General features: G+C 63.2%; 13 protein-coding genes. 2 read left to right on the top strand and 11 right to left on the bottom strand.

Features of this window, described 5'->3' with window-relative positions:
- The first annotated feature begins 59 nt into the window (after window positions 1-59).
- Complete coding sequence (locus ACSW29_RS18225) at window positions 60-713, top strand: TetR/AcrR family transcriptional regulator (protein WP_448277926.1); 654 nt, start codon at window positions 60-62, stop codon at window positions 711-713.
- On the opposite strand, the gene hutG is transcribed toward ACSW29_RS18225, so the two are convergent.
- The 11 genes from hutG to ACSW29_RS18170 all read right to left on the bottom strand — a co-directional run bounded on the left by hutG (window position 710) and on the right by ACSW29_RS18170 (window position 14,335).
- Window positions 710-1,678 carry a formimidoylglutamase gene (gene hutG / locus ACSW29_RS18220; RefSeq protein WP_448277925.1) on the bottom strand — a complete coding sequence of 323 codons (969 nt, stop codon included), beginning with the start codon at window positions 1,676-1,678 and terminating at the stop codon, window positions 710-712. The two genes, ACSW29_RS18225 and hutG, sit on opposite strands and share 4 nt — an antisense overlap.
- Before the next feature lie 23 nt (window positions 1,679-1,701).
- Window positions 1,702-2,892 carry an imidazolonepropionase gene (hutI, locus tag ACSW29_RS18215; RefSeq protein ID WP_347874744.1) on the bottom strand — a complete coding sequence of 397 codons (1,191 nt, stop codon included), beginning with the start codon at window positions 2,890-2,892 and terminating at the stop codon, window positions 1,702-1,704.
- 37 nt (window positions 2,893-2,929) lie between these two features.
- Window positions 2,930-4,603 carry a urocanate hydratase gene (gene hutU / locus ACSW29_RS18210; RefSeq protein WP_069145580.1) on the bottom strand — a complete coding sequence of 558 codons (1,674 nt, stop codon included), beginning with the start codon at window positions 4,601-4,603 and terminating at the stop codon, window positions 2,930-2,932.
- Between the two features lie 59 nt (window positions 4,604-4,662).
- Window positions 4,663-6,099, bottom strand: coding sequence for a purine-cytosine permease family protein (locus ACSW29_RS18205; RefSeq protein WP_347874743.1), 1,437 nt, complete (start codon window positions 6,097-6,099; stop codon window positions 4,663-4,665).
- 202 nt (window positions 6,100-6,301) lie between these two features.
- On the bottom strand, window positions 6,302-7,666 hold the full coding sequence (locus ACSW29_RS18200) for an FAD-binding oxidoreductase (RefSeq protein ID WP_448277924.1): 1,365 nt from the start codon (window positions 7,664-7,666) through the stop codon (window positions 6,302-6,304).
- Between the two features lie 16 nt (window positions 7,667-7,682).
- Window positions 7,683-8,756 carry a histidinol-phosphate transaminase gene (locus ACSW29_RS18195; protein ID WP_448277923.1) on the bottom strand — a complete coding sequence of 358 codons (1,074 nt, stop codon included), beginning with the start codon at window positions 8,754-8,756 and terminating at the stop codon, window positions 7,683-7,685.
- On the bottom strand, window positions 8,753-10,321 hold the full coding sequence (gene hutH, locus ACSW29_RS18190) for a histidine ammonia-lyase (protein ID WP_347874741.1): 1,569 nt from the start codon (window positions 10,319-10,321) through the stop codon (window positions 8,753-8,755). The genes ACSW29_RS18195 and hutH overlap by 4 nt, the downstream gene beginning before the upstream one ends.
- Window positions 10,322-10,427: 106 nt before the next feature.
- Complete coding sequence (locus ACSW29_RS18185; protein ID WP_230815266.1) at window positions 10,428-11,219, bottom strand: IclR family transcriptional regulator; 792 nt, start codon at window positions 11,217-11,219, stop codon at window positions 10,428-10,430.
- A gap of 92 nt (window positions 11,220-11,311) precedes the next feature.
- A complete protein-coding gene (locus tag ACSW29_RS18180) occupies window positions 11,312-11,974 on the bottom strand; it encodes an IclR family transcriptional regulator (protein ID WP_166809096.1) in 663 nt (220 codons plus the stop codon).
- A gap of 37 nt (window positions 11,975-12,011) precedes the next feature.
- Window positions 12,012-13,154 (bottom strand): CaiB/BaiF CoA transferase family protein, encoded by a 1,143-nt coding sequence (locus ACSW29_RS18175; RefSeq protein ID WP_448277922.1) that lies wholly within the window; start codon window positions 13,152-13,154, stop codon window positions 12,012-12,014.
- Window positions 13,155-13,165: 11 nt separating this feature from the next.
- On the bottom strand, window positions 13,166-14,335 hold the full coding sequence (locus ACSW29_RS18170; RefSeq protein ID WP_448277921.1) for an acyl-CoA dehydrogenase family protein: 1,170 nt from the start codon (window positions 14,333-14,335) through the stop codon (window positions 13,166-13,168).
- Window positions 14,336-14,570: 235 nt separating this feature from the next.
- On the opposite strand from ACSW29_RS18170, the gene ACSW29_RS18165 reads away from it, so the two are divergent.
- Window positions 14,571-19,217: an NAD-glutamate dehydrogenase gene (locus ACSW29_RS18165; RefSeq protein WP_448277920.1), complete on the top strand. Its 4,647-nt coding sequence runs from the start codon at window positions 14,571-14,573 to the stop codon at window positions 19,215-19,217.
- Window positions 19,218-19,287: the final 70 nt, after the last annotated feature.

The raw sequence follows: 19,287 nt of genomic DNA, 5'->3' as shown, positions 1-19,287 counted from the left end.
TAAGGGTGACTTACGGATGTAAGGTTGTCAACGTATTTGTTCCTCGGAGGGGAGTCTGTGTGGCACGGCAACCGCGACAGTCGCTGAACAGAACTCGCGTGATCGAGGGTGCAATCCGTGTTGCCGACGCAGGTGGTGTCGAGGCCATCACGATGCGACGAGTGGCTCAGGAATTGGGCATCGAAGCAATGTCGCTCTACCACCACGTGCCCAACAAAGATGCGATTCTCGACGGCGTCGTCGATGCGGTCTTCGAGGCGATCGACCTGCCCGACAGTGAGTGTGTGGATTGGCGAGATGCAATCCGTGGACGCGCCTATTCCGCTCGCAGAGTCCTGTCGCAGCACCGTTGGGCTCTCGGTCTGCTGGATTCGCGACGCAACCCTGGCTCGGCGACTTTGCGTCATCTCGACGCTGTGCTCGGAGTCTTCCGGAAGGCGGGGTTCACGCTGCCGATGGCCGCCCACGGGGCCTCGCTGATCGACAGCTACATCGGCGGATATGTTCTCCAGGAGGCGAATCTACCGATGAGCGCACCCGGCGACGTCGAAGAAGTTGCGAGTGACATCCTCGAGCGCCTTCCTGTCGAAGAGCTGCCCTTCCTTCACGAGATGATCGTCGACCACGGTCTGAGTTCGGCTTACGACCACACGAGTGAGTTCGCCTACGGTCTAGATCTCATCCTCGATGCGCTCGAGGCACGCCGAGGCTAGCGCCGAACCGGCACGTGCTTGGTGACTATCCGGTGGATCAGGCGAGCAGCGGTCCGGGCAGTGCGATTGTCGATGTCGAGGCTCGGGTTCAGTTCGGCGACATCGAGAACCGCGAGCTTTCCGCTGGACGTGACTCGATCACATACGTACTGGATGGTTTCCAGGCTGACACCGTAGGCCGCGGGTGCGCTGACGCCCGGCGCCACGGCGGCAGGAAGTACGTCGAGGTCGATGGTCAGGTAGACCAGATCGACGTCGTCGAGGAAGTCTGCGAGGAACTGATCCACGACGCCTCGATCGATCACTCCGCATTCTTCGTCGAGCAGATAGCGAACGCCGAGACGGTGGGCCGTGTCGAACAGAGCAGTGGTGTTGCTGGGCTGGCTGATTCCGATCACGCTGTACTGATGCGAGGTACCGGCCGCGGCTTCGTCCTCGGCGATCTGACGAAAGGGCGTGCCGGAGCTGGGGATCGGATCGCCACGTAGATCGAAGTGCGCATCCAAGTTGAGGATTCCGAGTTTGGCTCCGGCGGTCCGCAACTTGGAGCCCGCGACGCCGAGGTAAGTACCATAGGCGATTTCGTGTCCTCCTCCGAGAACCACGGGGAAGTGTCCCGAATCGAGCGCAGCGCTGACTGCGTTCCCGAGTGCGGCTTGACCGGCCTCGAGTTCCTCACCCGACACGGCAACGGTTCCCACATCCTGAATCTGCAGCGGTTCGGCCAGCGCCATGGAAGCCAACCCGGCTCGCAACGCGTCCGGGCCGTCCGCGGCACCGCGACGGCCCTTGTTGCGGCGGACTCCTTCGTCGCTGGAGAACCCGATCAGAACACAGTCACCGGGTGCGGTTTCGACTGAATACGGTTGCACGGCATGATGCCACCGCAGATGCTCGGCAGAAATACCGTCGGAGCGGCCGGTCCACGGCTTGGGTTCGATGTCGACTGCGATCTGATGTGCCACGACGGCCTCCCGTTGAGTGTATTTCAGTAGCTTGTGGCGAGTGCGCCGTTTTTCCAGACCTCGCGCACCAGCGGCACGCCCGGGCGGTAGGCCAGGTGGAGGTACGACGGTGCATCGAGCGCGATGGCGTCGGCACGTGTTCCGAGAGAAAGGGTTCCGACGTCGGTACGTTGTAGCGCGCGGGCGCCACCTGCAGTGGCTGCCCAGACCGCCTCAGCGGGCGTCATATGCATGTCTCGCACCGCAATTGCGATGCAGAACGGAAGGCTGGTGGTGTAGCAGGTGCCGGGGTTGCAGTCGGCGCCCAGAGCTACGGTGACTCCGGCGTCCAGAAGTGCGCGGGCGTCGGGGTACTTGTTGCGGGTGGAGAAGTCGGCGCCGGGCAACAGTGTTGCGACGGTGGAACTCTGAGCCAGGGCATCGATGTCTTCGGCGGTGACGTAGGTGACGTGATCGACGGACGCGGCACCCATCTCGACGGCGAGCTGGACTCCTGGCCCTTCGCCGAGTTGGTTTCCGTGGACGCGGGGGATCAGCCCGGCGGCGACGCCTGCGCTCAGGACTGCATGTGCCTGTTCGCGGTTGAATGCCCCTCGCTCGCAGAAGACATCGATCCACTTCGCATGTGGCGCACAGGCAGGGATCATCTCGTCGCACGCCATGGCGACGTAATCATCGGCGCGGCCGGCATATTCGGGTGGTGGAACGTGGGCGGCCAGCAGTGTGACCTCGTCGGTGAACTGCCCCGCGATCAGCGCGCTGCGTAGTTCGCTCTCGGTGTTCTGCCCGTACCCGGTCTTGCATTCGACGGTTGTGCTGCCCGAGCGCAGGGATTCGGCGAGTAGGCGCCGAACATTGGCCTGCAATTGCTCGTCGGTGGCCGAGCGCGTCGCTTCGATGGTGTTGCGAATGCCGCCGGCGGCGTACTTTTCGCCGGCCATGCGAGCCGCGAATTCCTCGGCCCGCTCGCCACCGAACACCAGGTGTGAGTGACTCTCCACGAAGCCGGGAAGCAGGGCCCGACCGCCGATATCCTGACCGATATCGGCAGCCGGGGCGTCGGCGGAATCGCCGACCCAAGCAACAACGCCGTCGTCGAAGACTATTGCCGCGTCGTGTCGTACGCCGAGCTTGCCCTCACCCAGAGTCGGGTCATTGGTGACGAGGGTTCCGATGTTGGTCAGAACTGTGGTTCGAGAACCATTCGTGGTCAATGTAATTCCTAACTCAGGGTGAGGTGGTGGAGCTGGTTCAGTTCTCGGTCATCGGGATACGAACGCCGCGCGTGGCTGCCGTGTCGATGGCGTGGTCGTATCCTGCATCCGCATGCCGGATGACGCCCATACCGGGGTCGTTGGTGAGAACTGCTTCGAGCTTCTTGGCTGCGAGTTCGGTGCCGTCGGCAATGCACACCTGACCCGCGTGGATGGAGCGTCCCATACCGACGCCGCCACCCTGGTGAAGTGAAACCCACGAAGCGCCGGACGCGGTATTGACCAGGGCGTTGAGCAGCGGCCAGTCGGCGATGGCGTCGGACCCGTCGATCATCGATTCGGTTTCGCGGTACGGCGAGGCGACCGATCCCGAGTCGAGGTGATCGCGGCCGATGGCGATCGGTGCGGACAGCTCGCCCGAGGCGACCATCTCGTTGAACTTGAGGCCGGCGAGGTGACGCTCGCCGTATCCGAGCCAGCAGATGCGGGCCGGAAGGCCTTCGAAGGCAACCTTTTCGCCTGCCATGGTGATCCAGCGCCGCAGGTGCTCGTTCTCGGGGAAGAGTTCGAGGATGGCCTTGTCGGTGGCCTCGATGTCCTTGGGGTCACCGGAGAGCGCTGCCCAGCGGAAGGGGCCGAGTCCTTCTTCGAAGAGCGGGCGGATGTAGGCCGGAACGAATCCGGGGAAGTCGAAAGCGCGGTCGTAGCCGGCCTTGCGGGCTTCGTCACGGATGGAGTTGCCGTAGTCGAACACCTCGGCGCCGGCGTCCATGAATCCGACCATGGCCTTGACGTGCGCGGCCATCGCGTTGCGGGAATCTTCGGTGAACTTCTGTGGATCCTTCTCCGACATGATCTTCATGTCGGAGAAGTCGATGCCGATCGGCAGGTAGGCGAGTGGATCGTGCGCCGAGGTCTGATCGGTGACGATGTCGATGGGGGCCTTCATCTCAAGCAGCGCCGGGAAGATCTCTGCCGCATTGCCTTCGAGGCCGATGGAGAGCGGCTTCTTGGCGTCACGTGCCGCGGTCGCCAGTTCGAGCGCGTGCTCGATGCTGTCGGCCTTGGTGTCGAGGTACTTGTGGGCGATACGACGGTCGATGCGGGTGATGTCGCAGTCGACACAGATCGCGACACCGTCGTTCATCGTGACAGCGAGTGGCTGAGCGCCGCCCATGCCGCCGAGACCTGCAGTGAGGGTGATGGTTCCGGCGAGTGAGCCGTTGTAGCGCTTCTTCGCGATGGCGCCGAAGGTCTCGTAGGTGCCCTGCAGGATTCCCTGCGTGCCGATGTAAATCCAGGAGCCGGCGGTCATCTGGCCGTACATGGTCAGGCCGAGGTCTTCGAGACGGCGGAACTCCTCCCAGTTGGCCCAGTCACCGACAAGGTTGGAGTTGGCGATCAGCACTCGCGGTGCCCACTCGTTGGTGCGGAAGACGCCGACCGGCTTGCCGGACTGCACCAGCATGGTCTCGTCGTTCTTCAGCGTCTTCAGCGTGGCGACCATGGCGTCGAATGCGGCCCAACTACGTGCTGCGCGACCGGTTCCGCCGTAGACGACGAGGCTGTCCGGGTGCTCGGCAACATCGGGATCGAGGTTGTTCATGAGCATGCGCAGGGCGCCCTCCTGCTGCCAACCGAGCGTCGTGAGCTCGGGGCCGCGGGGAGCACGGACGGGGCGCGGCTCGTGGCCGGGGGTGCTGATTTCCATTGTGTTCTCCTTGCTCGCTGAAGTTCCAGCTGTACTGAAGTTCGAAAAGTGGTGGGGGATCAGACTCGAGAGTCGGTCATCGTGGTGTGATCGGGGTAGATCATCGACGCAGGCGGATTGCTGGTGCGTTTGGCGAGTGGGTAGTAGATCAGGCCGGTGAATACGATCCCGACGATCCAAGAGATGTCGGCGCCGCCGAGCATGTCCGTGACGGGGCCGGTGTACATCTTCTGTGCGAGGAACGGGATCTGGGCGAGAACACCTGCGGCGTAGCAGGCCAAGGCAGTGAAGTTCCAGGCTCCGTATCGACCGTTGACGTCGTAGAGCGCCGGAATGTCGATGCGCTCCTTGGAGATCAGGTAGTAGTCGATCAGATTGATCGCACTCCACGGCGTGAACACCATCAGCAACACCAGGACGAAGTTCTTGAAGTTGTCCAGGAAGTCGGCGCTGGCGGCGATCGCGATCAGTACCGAGATCGCAGTGAAACCGAGGATGTAGAGGGTGCGTGCGGTGCTCGAGATTCGTGACTGTCCGTTGAATGCTGTGACGGTGGTCAGAATCGACATGAATCCGCCGTAGGCGTTGAGCACGTTCACCGTCAGCTTGCCGACCAGGATGACGAAGTAGATGAGGAAGGCGATGGCGGCCGGCCCGGCCAGGTCTCCCATGAAACCGACCTGGTTACCCAGAAACGCATCACCGGCGCAGGCCGCGACGAGGACGCCGAAGGTCATGGACCACTGTGATCCGATGACGCTGCCGAGGAACGTCGACCAGAACGTGGTGCTCTCGGAGGTGCTTCGCGGCAGGTACCGCGAGTAATCGGCCACGTACGGGCCGAAGGTGAGCTGCCAACCGGCACCCAACGAGATCGCGAGCAGGAAGGTGACGATGTCGAAGCCCTTGATGCCGACGTATGAGGCGACGTCGTACTCGAGGAACAGTCGAACGGCCAGGTAGGAGAATCCGACGATGCCGACGACGGTCGCGACCTTGCCGACGATGTGGATCAGCTTGTAGCCGGTGACCGCGACGAATGCGGTGAGGAGACCGAAGACGACGATGCCGACGGTGGGGCTGTCGATGTGCAGGATCTTGTTGACGGCTTGGCCGGCCAACACGGTGCCCGTGGCAGCGAAGCCGAGGTACATCAGGATGACCAGAACAAGCGGGACGACGGCTCCCTTGACGCCGAACTGGGCGCGACTCGAGATCATCTGGGGGAGGCCCATGCGCGGACCCTGTGCAGAGTGCAGCGCCATGACAGCGCCACCGAAGATATTGCCGATCAGAAGTCCGACGATCGCCCAGATGGCGTCCGCGCCGAATACGACGGCGAGGGCACCGTCGACGATTGCAGTGATCTGCATGTTGGCGCCGAACCAGAGAGTGAACTGGCTGCGCGGGGTGCCGTGTCGTTCTGCATCCGGGACGACGTCGATAGTGCGTCGTTCCGGAGTGAGGATGACCTCGGCCGGTCCATCGTGAGTCATAGGCCTGTCTTTCTGCTGCGAGCCCGTCGAGCGACGGAATCGACGTCGGGGTATTGCCCACCTTCTTCGTGCTTTGTGCCTGTTGCTCGGCGCTCTGTGCGCTGGGTCACTGTCACTGCGGATAAATGTATATGCCTGTATATACAGGCGTCAATACCCGGAACCCGTTTTCACGTAAATGCTGTGTAACACCACTCGGGAATCAGAAACCCTTACCCGGGTTGAGGATTCCGAGCGGATCGAACGCGGCCTTGATCGATCGGTGCAGTTGCATGCTGTCCTCGCCGAGCTCGAGAGAGAGCCAGCGACGCTTCAGAACGCCGACGCCGTGCTCTCCGGTCAGAGTCCCGCCGAGCTCGAGAGCACGTCGGAAGACCTCGTCCGCGGCGGTCCACACGGCTTCGGGGGCCGAGCCGTCTTCGGTGCGGTCGAATACGAACGTCGGGTGGACGTTGCCGTCACCCGCATGGGCGACCGTCATGATCTTCACCGAGTGCTCGGCAGCGGCCCGGTCGATACTTTCGAGCATGTCGGGCAGTTTCGACCGCGGAACTCCGACGTCTTCCACGAGGCATTGCCCGAGACGTTCGGACGCCGGGTAGGCGAGCCGGCGGATCTCGAGTAGCTGCGCGGCTTCCGATGCATCCTGCGAGACGGCGACAAAATCGGCGCCGGCCTGCTCGAAGTGTTTCTGCATCGCCGCTGCTGCTGCTTCGGCGTCGACCCCGTCTGTCTGCGCGATCAGCATCGCGGCAGTGTTGTCCTCCAATCCGATTCGTTTCCAGTCGTCGACTGCGCGAAGCGTTGCTCGATCGATCAGTTCGAGCAGGCTCGGCCCGATCCCGTCACGAACGACCGCGGCAACTGCGTCCGCTGCCGAGCGGAGAGAATCGAAACTGCCGACGACGGTGACCGGTGCTCTCTTGGGCTTGGGCTGCAACTTGAGGGTGGCGCTCGTGACGACTCCGAGAGTTCCTTCCGAGCCGACGAGAAGACTGGTCAAGTCGTATCCCGCAACACCTTTGACGGTCCTTCTTCCCGTGCGTACGATCCGACCGTCGGCTAGTACCACCTCGAGGCCCAAGACTGAATCGCGGGTGACGCCGTACTTCACGCATCGAAGTCCACCAGCGTTGGTGGCGATGTTCCCGCCGATCGTGGAGATCTCGAAACTGCTCGGATCCGGGGCGTACATCAGCCCGTACTCGTCTGCGGCTCGGCTGATGTCGGCGTTGATCACCCCGGCCTCCACGACAGCGAGCTGATCGTCCGGATTGACCTCGAGAATCGAGCGCATGCGAGTGGTCGAGATGACCAGGCAGCCCTCGACGGCTGCCCCGCCGCCCGCCAAACCGGTTCCCGCACCGCGGGTTACCACCGGGATACGGTGAGCAGTAGCCCATTTCAGAGCCCCGGAAATGTCGGCCGCTGTTTCGGCGAGCATGACGGCTACCGGATGGCCGGGTTCGGCGAGATGGGCCTCGTCGCGACGGTACGAGTCCATTACCGCCGGGTCGGTGATCAGGCGACTCGAACCGATCGACCGAGCAAGTTCGTGGACGGACATTCTTTTCTCCAGTCGGTCAAAGGTTGTGTGCGAGAGCGTCCACAGCAGAGATCACGGCGTCCTCTGCGGCCCGCTCGCCGACGGTGACCCGAACCCCCTCACGAGGGAACATCCGGACCGAGACACCCTGGGCGACGCAAGCCGCTTCGAGTGCAGAAGCTCTCTCGCCGACCGGGATCCAGACGAAGTTGGCTCCGCTGGGGACGGACTCGACGCCGCGCAGAGCCAATTGCTCACGTAGGTGAGCGCGACCCTCGGTTACCGTTTCGACTATCGAATCGGTGTGCGCCGGATCGGTCAACGCTGCGCAGGCCGCGGCCTCGGCAACTGCGCTGAGACCGAAGGGGGGCGCCGCGCTACGAAGGTCCGCTGCAATCGCCGAGTTGGTGATGGCATAGCCGGCACGCAGGCCGGCCAATCCGTAAGCCTTGGAGAAGGTTCGGAAGACGACGGTGTTGGGAAAGGCTCGAAGCAGGTCAACGCCGTCGACATCGCTGGTCGCGAACTCACGGTAAGCCTCGTCCAGAAGGATGAGGACGTCACCTGGGATCGAGCGGGCGAACGAGACGAACTCCGCGGTCGAGAACTCGCTTCCGGTCGGATTGTTGGGGTTGCAGACGAGTACTGCGCGGGTCTGCGGAGTCACGGCTGCCGCCATCGCACTCAGATCGTGCCGATGTTCGGAATCGAGTGCGACAGGTACACCGCTCGCTCCGGCGATTCCGATCAGAATCGGGTACGCCTCGTAGCTGCGCCACGGGTAGACGACTTCGGTGCCCGGACCCGTGTACGCAGTCAATACCTGCTGGAGCAGTGCCAACGACCCGGCGCCGACCAACACCTGGTCGTCGCCGACGCCCAGGCGATCGCTCAACCGGGCGATCAGCGTGTCGCCGAACAACGACGGGTACAAGTGTGATTGTGACGCCGCGAGATTGACGGCGTCGAGAATTGCGGCCGAGGGTGCAACCGTCGACTCGTTGCTCGACGCCCGCCACCGAACCTGCTCGAGGCCGGCTGCTTTGGAGTATCGAGGAAGTGCTTCGATTTCGGGTCGAGGACGAGGCCTCAGCGCTCCGGGCGCGGTCATGCCAGGGCACCGATCGCGTTCTCCGCGGCGGCAACGAGTGCGCCGGATGCGGCCAAGTCCACTGCCGCCTCGATCTCGGGCGACAGGAAGCGATCGGTACCTGGACCCTGCACCTTCTCGCGTAGCGTCCGGAGAACCGCTCCGGTGGCGGGGGAGGGCTCGAGTGGGGACCGGAGATCGATTCCTCGTGCTGCAGTCAGTATCTCGATGGCGAGAACCCTGGTGAGACCGTCGATGGACCGGCGGAGCTTGCGTGCACCCGACCATCCCATGGAGACGTGATCTTCCTGCATGGCCGAGGAAGGAATCGAATCGACGCTGGCGGGGCTCGCGAGTCGCTTGAGTTCGGACACGACGGCAGCTTGCGTGTACTGCGCGATCATCAGTCCGCTGTCGACTCCGGGGTCGTCGGCGAGGAAGGGAGTCAGGCCGTGATTGCGCGCAACGTCGAGGAAGCGGTCGGTGCGGCGTTCGCTGATGCCCGCGACGTCCGCGGTCACGATGGCGAGGAAGTCCAAGACGTAGGCCACGGGAGCGCCGTGGAAGTTGCCGTTCGACCGAACCCGCCCGTCGAGGGTGACAACGGGATTGTCGACAGCACTGGCCAATTCGCGTCCGGCGACGAGGCGGGCATGATCGACGGTGTCACGTGCGCCGCCGGCGACCTGCGGAGCGCACCGCAGTGAGTACGCGTCCTGAACCCTGGTGCAGTCAGGGCCAGCATGGCTGGCGACGATCGGGGAGGCGGCCAGCAACCGCACCATATTCGAGGCCGCTGCACCCTGTCCGGGGTGGGGGCGAAGCGCCTGAAGATCTGCGGCGAATACCTGATCGGTGCCGAGCAGACCCTCCACGCTCATCGCGGCAGCGATGTCGGCCAGCTTGAGTAGATGATCGAGATCGGTGATCGCGAGGGCCAATTGGCCGAGCATCCCGTCGGTACCGTTGATCAGTGCGAGGCCTTCCTTCTCGGCTAGAACCACCGGTTCGAGGCCATGGTCGGCCAATGCCGTTGCCGCATCGGTGAGTTCACCGTCGGCGGTGCGAACGGAACCTTCACCGATGATTGCCATCGCCACGTGCGCCAGTGGTGCCAGATCTCCCGAGCATCCGAGGCTGCCGTATTCGTGCACCACCGGAGTGATGCCTGCGGTAAGTAGGTCGGCGTACGCCTGCGCGACCACGGGGCGCACTCCGGTCCGTCCGGTGGCGAGCGTCGACAGGCGTAGCAGCATCAAGGCCCGGATCACTTCGCGTTCGACCTCCGGCCCCGAACCTGCCGCATGCGAGCGGATCAGGCTGCGCTGCAACTGCGTCCGTAGATGCTCCGGGATGTGCCGGGTGGCAAGCGCGCCGAATCCCGTGGAAACTCCGTACACCGGCGTGGGGTCTGCGGCCAGGGCTTCGATGCGTGCACGACTTTCGGCGATCGCGGCGAGGGACTCGGCGGTCAACGCGACGCCGTAACCGTTTCGTGCGACGTCGACGACGTCGGCGATGGTGACAGCGCCGATTCCGACCTGGATGGTTCGGGTGGCTGTTCGGGCAGCAGGGGTGGCGTTCATGGGACTCCAATGATGCGGCAGTGATTCAATAAGTCTTGTATACGAGACTCTAGTCTTGAATATGAGACGAAAACAAGGCCCGAGAAGTACACAGCGGAGAAATTTGTTACATGTCGGCGGTCGGGGTCTCCACCATTCGATCCCCGAGGTCAGCGGAGAACTCGGCGCTGACCGTGCGTACTCGGTCGGCGATCAGTGCACTCTCCTCGGCGGATTTGGAACCGGAGAGGAAGGTGACGCCGAGAGCTGCGACCGGACGGCCGTCCCGCGTGATCACAGGACTGGCGATGCAATTTATCCCGGACGTCGTCGCATTCTCTTCGACCGCATACCCGCTCTCGCGTGCTGCGGCGAGCAGTTCTCGCAGTTCGGCAAGGGTTGACGGTCCCGTTCCGGTCCGCGTCGGCCAGGTGTATCCCTCGTAGAGCGCGCTGATCTGTTCCGCATCCAGACGGCTCAAAATCGCCCGCCCGACTGCTGTGAGGTGCGCCGGAAGGCGGGTCCCGATTTCGGTCACCAACCGCACGCCCGGCTTGAGCGGTTCACGTTTATCGAGGTAGATGACGTCAGAACCCTGAAGTACCGCCAAGTGGGAGGTCTCGTCCGTCGACTGTGTGAGTGCCAGCATGAATCGTTGGCCCTCGCGGTGCAGTGGGCCGGATCGCATGTACGACGCACCGACTTCGAACGCCGAGACACCCAGAGTCCAGGCGCGTTGATCAGCCCAGTACGAGACGAACCGTCGATCCCGCATGACGTTGAGTAGGTGATGCGTCGTGCTCTTGGGCAGGTCGAGGGCGCTGGAGATGTCCGCGGTCGCCAGCGGCACACCCCGGCGGGCCAGGAGATCTAGCACGTCGAGCACGCGCTCAGCAGATTTCACGCGGCTCGTCGTCATGTGGGGTGTGTCCTTAGAGGTAGGGCGGAAGTGGGAGCGGGGACACCACATTGTCTCGGATACGAGACTGAATCGCCAAGTGCTCGGGGTGGTCAGGGAGTCTGGCTGCCGAGTTCCGCGGACAGCCGGGCGCAGTGCTCCACCAAGACACGACCGTGGCTGGCGCAGACCTCGTCCGTCAGACGGAATGTCGGGCCGACGACGCTGAGCGCTCCGGCTATCTGACCGACTGCGTTGTAGATCGGCGCGGCAACTCCGGTCGAGTGGTCCTCGATGGTGTCGTGCGCAATGGCGTATCCGCTCTCACCGACCTTGCCGCTCAACGCAGCGCCGACGGCGGTGCCGTTCAGGGGAACGCTCTGGCCCACCCACCCCATGTGGCGGATCGCGTGCGTGCCCTCGATCTGATCGAGATACAGCGCAGTGTCTTTCGGTCCCATCGTCGACAGGTAGGTCGACTCCCTCGTGGTTTCGGCGATGGCTTTCATCGCGGGCCGGGCTCTCGGCAACAGTTGATTGTCGCCGAGAGCGCGAGCTCCGATCTGCAGTAGCCGTGGGCCGACGCGATAGACGTTGTCCTCGCCGCGAACGACGAACTCGGTTTGTTCGAGGCTTCTGATCAGGCGAAGCGCGGTACTGGTTGCCAGATCGGTTGCCTTGGCGGCGTCGCCGAGCGTCAACCCGCCATGCTCGACGATCGCACCGAGAAGTTCGAACGTGCGATTCGCGCTGCGGGTCACGTCGCCGGGGGCCATGTCCTACTCCAAGTGCCGAGGGATGTCTGCGCTGAATCTATCGCGACCCCGGCAGTACCTCACCGTGGTGCTCGTCCAGCAAGGGGCTGCGGCGAACTCCTGGACGTCGGCTCTCACCGAAGACGACGGGTTGTCGTACGTAGGAGATCTTTCCTGCTACCGGGTGCTCGAACGATTCGACGACTCCGCGATACTCGGCCTGTGCGGAGGTGAGTGCCTGCTGAACGTCCCAGATCTCCGAGCCGGCGAGGCCCACGTCGCCGAGAATGCCGACCACGTCGGCGACGGTCATTCCGGCAGCCCAGTTTTCGATCTCCTTGCGCAGTGCCGGCTCGTTCTCAGTCCGGGCGGTGTCGTCGGCAAATCGAGGATCTGCGATCAGGTCGATGCGATTCATCGTCTGCGCCAATTTCTCGAAGCCGGATTGGCTCGCAACTGCGAGGACAAAGAGTCCGTCGTCGGCCCGATAGGTGTCGAACGGTGTTGACACTGGATGACGGTTGCCGACGCGTGGGGGAGTGAGCCCGGTGGATTGCAGTTGGCTGTGTGCTGTCGGCAGCATGGCGAGCATGCTGTCGAACATCGCGACGTCCAGATGCTGCCCGAGCCCGGTCGCCCGCGCGCTCAGCAGGGCGGTACTGATTCCCCAGGCAGCGAACAGCCCGGCGACCAGGTCTCCGAACGACTCGCCCAGCCGTGTCGGCCCGGATTCTTCCGAGCCGGTGATGCTCATTATTCCCGAAAGAGCCTGGACTACAAGGTCGTAGGCGGCGGCGCCGGACATGGGGCCGTCCTGGCCGAAACCGGAGATCGACGCGTACACGATCCGCGGATTGCGAGCCCGCGCAGCCTCGTAGTCGATTCCCAGGCGCTTGGTGACGCCAGGGCGAAAGTTTTCCACGACGACGTCGGCGGTCTCGATGAGCGTCAGCAGCGCCTCACGGTCCTCGTCGTTCTTGAGGTTGAGTGCCACCGAACGCTTGCCACGATTGAGCACGTTGAAGTAGATGCTTTCACCGTCGCGGAACGGGCCGAGGTGCCTCGAGTCTTCACCGTGTTCGGATTCGATCTTGACGACGTCCGCACCGGCGTCGGAAAGCAGTGCGGTGCAGTAGGGTCCGGCGAGGACGCGAGAGAGGTCGATGACCCGGATGCCGTCGAGTGGGGGAAGTGCAGACATGTCCGCGCCTTTCAGAAATCGGTGGAACGCGGCGACGGAGCGTTGCCGGCAATGGTGAGCAGTTGGATCTGCGAGGTGCCCTCGAAGATGCGGAGAATGCGGCAATCGCGGTACAGGCGTTCGATTTCCGATTCGCGCATGAATCCCGCGCCGCCGTGGATCTGCACGGTTTGATCGACGATCGAGAAGCAGGCTTCGGTGGCAACGTACTTCGAGATCGATGCGGCGCGACGGATGTCCTGGCCGGCGTCCTTGACGTCGGCGGCCCAGTCTGCGGTGACGCGTGATGCGACCAGTTGTGCATCGCAGCCACCGAGGAGGAGCTGAATTGCCTGGAAGTCGAAGATCGGCGTGCCGAACTGCTTTCGCTCCGTTGCGTACTCACGTCCCAGTTCCCAAGCGCGCAAAGCGATGCCGTTCGCCATTGCCGCTACGTCGATGCGCGCTCGGTTCAGTGCGGTCAAGGCGATGTTGCCGCCGCGACCTTCGGTGCCGATCACCGAGTCGAGCGGCAACACGACGTCGTCGAGGTAGACGGTGTATGTCGGAGCTGAACGAATTCCCATCTTGTCCTGCGGCTCCGAGTAACTGATTCCCGGAGTGCCCTTGGGGACGACGAAGGCGGTGATGCCGCGGAATCCTGCGCTCGGGTCCGTCTTGGCGAAGAGCACGACCAGGTCGGCTTCCTTCGCGTTGGAGATGTACGTCTTGGATCCGGAGAGATGCCAGCCGTCGTCCTCGCGTCGAGCGACGGTACGCATCGACGCGATGTCGGATCCGGCGTCGGGTTCGGTGAGTGCGAAGCCGGCCAGTAGTTCGCCTGAAGCCAACTGGGGCAACCAGCGATGCTTCTGCTCTTCGGAGCCGCCGACGAGAATCGGCTCGAGGCCCAGGTAGTGCGCGGTGTAGATCGACGCCAGAGCGGCGTCGGTGCGTGCAACCTCCTCGATGGCGACCAGTTGGGTTCGTGTCGAGAGACCCAGTCCGCCGAATTCCTCCGGCACGGAAATGCCCATCAGGTCCTGCTGCCCGAGGCGCTTGACCAGCTGCGCCGGGAACTCTTTTGACTCGTCGCGTGCGGCCGCACCGGGGTGAACCTCGGCGTTGGCGAAGGCTCGGACGGTGCTGCGGAACTCTGCGAGATCAATGTTGTCGATGTCGGGCGCGGTCTGGGTGGTCACGGGGGCTCCTTCGAGGCGAGGTGACTAACGAATTTCATCTAATGGAATCAAATTGCCACTAGTTGGCATGGACTGACTATGGCCGAGGGTGGCGAATTTGTCCAGAGGTGTAGCTGTTGTGTCGCGGCTCACGTTCTGCAATGATCAACTTGTCTACTCCTGTATAGACAAGTTGATCGCGGATCGAACCCCCTACAAGTCGGAAGCAGCGTGGCTTTCGGCGGAAGGTGCTGACATGAGCCTCGTTTCAGTCGACATGACACCGGACTCCGAGAATGTGAGGAGGGTGTCCAGTACGTATTTCGAGGGCTTGTCGGCGGATCGATACGCTGCGCTTGCTGAAGACCGCAAGCGTGCGATCGTCGCCGCGCACATGGACCTTTCGCGTCGGCGAGGACATAATTCGTCGATCTCGCGACTCGCGCCGGCCGGGGAGTTAGGGGACGGCCCGGCGATTCAATACGTCGGCGACGACATGCCGCAGCTCGTCGAAGCGGTCCTGGCGACACTCGCCCGCGCTCGCATGGAACCGGAATTCGTGGTGCACCCCGTGCTTGGCACAGTCGTGCAACCGGCGCACAGCACCGGAGGCGCCCAGATTGGTGAGCGCACCGAATCATGGATTCACATAGGACTACCCGCACATTGTTCGGACGAGCAGGCGCAGGTGATCGCGGAGGACGTCGACGGAATCCTCGACCGAATCGCGCATGCCTTCCGCGATTCCTTACCCCTGCGGGATCTTGTCGACGAGGCTCGCGAGCAACTGGACTCGGATGGCCACGCAGAAGAGGCTGACTTCCTCCGGTGGTGCAGCGCCGGAAACTTCAGCGTCGTCGGCGGAGCGCGGACAATCGACGGCGAGGAGACGAAGACTCTCGGCGTGCTCCCCGATCCAACCGGCTCTTCGGATTCGAAAGCGGCGCCCCTCTCGGTCGGGGTGGTGTCTCTCGGGCAAGGGTTCGGTGGCTCCGCCTACGCCACCGAGATCGATGTGTCTGTCGGTGACCGTGCGTACCGGTTCATCGGGTCCTTGACCGCGACCGGCCTTGTCTCGGATGTTCGACGAACCCCGCTCGTGCGTGGACGTGTCGCAGACATCTTCGATGCCTCCGGATCCACCGTCGATTCGTTTGTCGGACAATCGATGCTGGCAGTAATCCAGTCGATCCCGATCACAGTGCTGTTTGCAGCCGAGCCGGCCCGAATCGCGGACGCGCTGGACGAACTCACTTCGGTGGACGGCCGCACGTCGATCCATCTTTTCTTGCAACCGGTGGGATGTTCTCCTGCGGCTGGGCCGGACCAAGAGTTGTCGGCGTTGCTCTTCGTTCCGCGCGAGAAGTTCAGTACGACGATCAGAACAACGGCCGAGTCGGTACTCGCCGACGCACTCGGTGCCCGCAATATCGAGTTCTCCAGTCGAGTCTCGGAATCCCCCTTGGCCGTCGTACATTTCACGGCCGCAGTCGGCGGCGGCGCGAACTTCGCGTCGGCGCGACAAGCACGGGAGATTCGGGACCTCGTCGTTGACGCGTGCCTGACATGGGACGAGCGATTCGTTCTGGATGCTTCGCACTACGACGAGCGGCGCAGGCGTGCTCGGTTCGCCGAGCGAGTTCCGGTGGCATACAAGCAGGATTTCGACGCTGTCCGAGCCGCCGAGGACATGGCGGTGTTCGAGGGCCTCGCGCCCGGAGAAGTAAGTCCACGGTTGGCCCGATCTGTCGACGGACCAGGTACTCACCGTCTCGGGCTGTACGTATCGGGTGATCCGCTCTCGTTGGGCGAGGTGCTGCCCGTATTGCAGAGCCTGGGCGTCGACGTGGTCGACGAGCGTCCGTACGAGCTCGTCCCGGTGGGGTCGGAACAGGCCTGGATCTACGAGTTCACGCTCGACTATCCGAATGCTCCTGTTGACGGCTTCGACGACTTTGCCGCGCGCTTCGCTGCGACATTTGCCGCGGTTCGACGCGGCGAGGCCGAGCCGGACTCGTTCAACGAATTGGTCGCGATCGCGGGACTCTGTTGGAAACAGGTAGTGGTGCTGCGGGCATACGCGGAGTTCTTGCAGCAAGCAGGATTCCCGTACAGCAACAGTCGTGTCGCCGAGGTACTTGCCGATCATCCCGAGATCGCCGGCGGTCTGTGTGAATTGTTCGAGAGTCGTTTCGATCCTGACGCCGTCGACGGTGATCGGGGCGCACGCGCAGCAGCGGAGGTGGAAACGGCTGTGGCACAAGTGCAAGGACTCGACGCCGATCGGATCCTGCGCGCATTGTCCGAACTGGTCCGTAACACGTTGCGTACCAACTATTTCGTCTATCCCACTGAATCGCTCGGCGCACTATCGCTGAAGTTCGATTCGGAGCAGCTGTCCGTATTGCCTTTCCCTCGTCCGAAGTTCGAGATATTTGTGTACTCACCCGATGTCGCAGGTGTGCACCTTCGCTTCGGTACGGTCGCTCGCGGCGGCTTGCGCTGGTCGGATCGGAAAGAGGACTTCCGCACCGAGGTGCTGGGACTGGTGAAGGCGCAGGCAGTCAAGAACGCAGTCATCGTGCCTGTCGGCGCGAAGGGCGGATTTGTCGTCAAACGCCCGCCGGTTCCAGGTCTGGGTGCAGACGCAGACCGGGAAGCTGCATTGGCGGCCGGAATCGATTGCTACCGATCCTTCATTCGCGGGCTACTTGATCTGACCGACAACGTCGACAAGCAGAGCGGCGCCGTTGTCGCAGCGCGACGGGTCGTTCGCCACGACGGAGACGACACATATCTTGTTGTCGCCGCGGACAAGGGCACTGCAAAGTTCTCCGACATCGCGAACGAAGTTGCTGCGGAGTACGGATTCTGGCTCGGCGACGCCTTCGCCTCCGGCGGATCGGTCGGCTACGACCACAAAGCCATGGGTATCACGGCGAAGGGCGCCTGGGAAAGTGTCAAGCGGCACTTCCGGGAGCTCGGCGTCGATACTCAGCACGACGACTTCACCGCGGTGGGGATCGGAGACATGAGCGGTGACGTCTTCGGTAACGGAATGTTGTGCAGCAATCACATTCGCCTGATCGCGGCGTTCGATCATCGGCACGTGTTCGTCGACCCGAACCCGGCAGCGGAGCGCTCGTACGACGAGCGATCACGTCTCTTCTCGTTCCCACGATCGTCGTGGGCCGACTACGACCCGACCCTGATCAGTGCCGGCGGCGGAGTGTGGGAGCGCTCGGCGAAGCGCGTTCCGATCAGTGACGAGATGCGACAGGCGCTGGGCCTCGAGGACGACGTCACCGAATTGACTCCACCGCAACTAGTTCGGGCGATTCTGCGGTCCCCGGCAGATCTGTTGTGGAACGGCGGCATCGGAACGTACGTCAAGGCGTCCGCCGAGTCCGATCTCGAAGTCGGCGACAAGAGCAACGATGCCGTTCGGGTGAACGGCAACGAAGTGCGTGCGCGAGTGGTCGGTGAAGGAGGCAACCTCGGCCTCACCCAGGCCGGACGGATCGAGTACGCACGCGGCGGCGGGCGGGTCAACACCGACGCCCTCGACAATTCGGCCGGAGTCGATTGCTCCGATCACGAGGTGAACATCAAGATCCTTCTCGACTCCCTGATCAGTTCAGGCGTCGTCGCGGACTCACATCGCGTTGCGCTACTCGAATCGCTGACCGATCAGGTCGCCGAACTCGTTCTTGCAGACAACCGTTCACAGAACCAACTGATGGGCACCACGCGCGCGGATGCGGGGGCGATGATCGGTGTGCACGGCAGAGTGATTTCGAGCCTCGAGGCTCGCGGAATCGTCGACCGCGTCATCGAAGGGTTTCCGACCAAGAAACAGTTCGCTGCGGCCGAGAAGACGGGAACGGGACTGACGTCGCCGGAACTCGCCACATTGATGGCCCACGTCAAACTCGATCTGAAATCCACGCTGTTGGCGGGAAGCTCGATCGACAACCAGATCTACCGCAAGGCGCTGGTGAACTACTTTCCGGAGGGCGTTCGAGATGCAGGGGGCGATGCCCTCGACCGGCACCCACTGCGGCGCGAGATCGTTGCGACGGTCCTGACGAACAACGTCATCGATCGGGGAGGCATCACCTATGTGTATCGGCTCGGTGAAGAGGTCGGCGCTGATCCGGAGGACGCAGTAAGGGCCTTCACCGTGGTCTCCGAGGTGTTCGGCCTGTGGGAGTTGTGGCGCGACATCAGAGAAGCCTCGATCTCGACAGCCGTATCCGACGAGTTGATCCTGCTCACCAGGCGACTGCTCGACCGGGCGTCACGGTGGATGCTGACGCGTCGGCCCCAACCGCTGGCCGTCGGGGCGGAGATCAGCCGATTCGGTGATCGCATCGCCGAGGCATCGGCAGAACTCGATGGCTGGCTGGTAGGTGCAGATCAGCGGAACCTGGCTGCGCGAACTGTCCTCATCACGGACAAGGGCGCGCCGGAGAACCTGGTCAGGCGAGTGGAGATCCTGCTCGACCAGTTCGGGCTGCTGGACGTGGTGGAGATCGCGGACCTCGCCGATCGCACAATCGCGGAGACCGGCGAGCTTTACTTCCGGCTCGGTGAGCATGTTGGGCTCGTCCCGATGCTCAATCGAGTGTCAGCATTGAGCAAGGACGGAAAGTGGAACGCGCTGGCCAGGTTGTCGTTGCGTGACGAGTTGTACTCGACGGTGCGGGCATTGACCCTCGACGTCTTGGCCGACGCGCAAGCGGGTGACTCGACAGCGGAAAAACTCTCCCGGTGGGAAGAGAGGAATGCGTCGAGAATCGAGAGGTCCACTCTCGCGCTCGCCGAGATCGAGGCATCCGGGCAACACGATCTTGCTGCGCTTTCGGTTGCGACGAGCCAATTGCGGCGCATGGTGGGTTAGGTCCGGCGCGGACGCCCGCGGATGGATCGGAAAGGTGCACGAGGCGGATAGACTTCGGAGGCCGAACGGG

The sequence above is a fragment of the Rhodococcus sp. GB-02 genome (genome assembly GCF_053470465.1).
The sequence above is the reverse complement of the archived record's forward strand: the minus strand, read 5'-3'. Positions and strand labels throughout refer to the sequence as shown.

Bases quoted from the DNA above. Each gene is read 5' to 3' on its own strand.
- hutU (WP_069145580.1), bottom strand. From the start codon at position 4,603: ATGGAAATCAGCACCCCCGGCCACGAGCCGCGCCCCGTCCGTGCTCCC.
- ACSW29_RS18205 (WP_347874743.1), bottom strand. From the start codon at position 6,099: ATGACTCACGATGGACCGGCCGAGGTCATCCTCACTCCGGAACGACGC.
- ACSW29_RS18200 (WP_448277924.1), bottom strand. From the start codon at position 7,666: ATGTCCGTCCACGAACTTGCTCGGTCGATCGGTTCGAGTCGCCTGATC.
- ACSW29_RS18195 (WP_448277923.1), bottom strand. From the start codon at position 8,756: ATGACCGCGCCCGGAGCGCTGAGGCCTCGTCCTCGACCCGAAATCGAA.
- hutH (WP_347874741.1), bottom strand. From the start codon at position 10,321: ATGAACGCCACCCCTGCTGCCCGAACAGCCACCCGAACCATCCAGGTC.
- ACSW29_RS18185 (WP_230815266.1), bottom strand. From the start codon at position 11,219: ATGACGACGAGCCGCGTGAAATCTGCTGAGCGCGTGCTCGACGTGCTA.
- ACSW29_RS18180 (WP_166809096.1), bottom strand. From the start codon at position 11,974: ATGGCCCCCGGCGACGTGACCCGCAGCGCGAATCGCACGTTCGAACTT.
- ACSW29_RS18175 (WP_448277922.1), bottom strand. From the start codon at position 13,154: ATGTCTGCACTTCCCCCACTCGACGGCATCCGGGTCATCGACCTCTCT.
- ACSW29_RS18165 (WP_448277920.1), top strand. From the start codon at position 14,571: ATGAGCCTCGTTTCAGTCGACATGACACCGGACTCCGAGAATGTGAGG.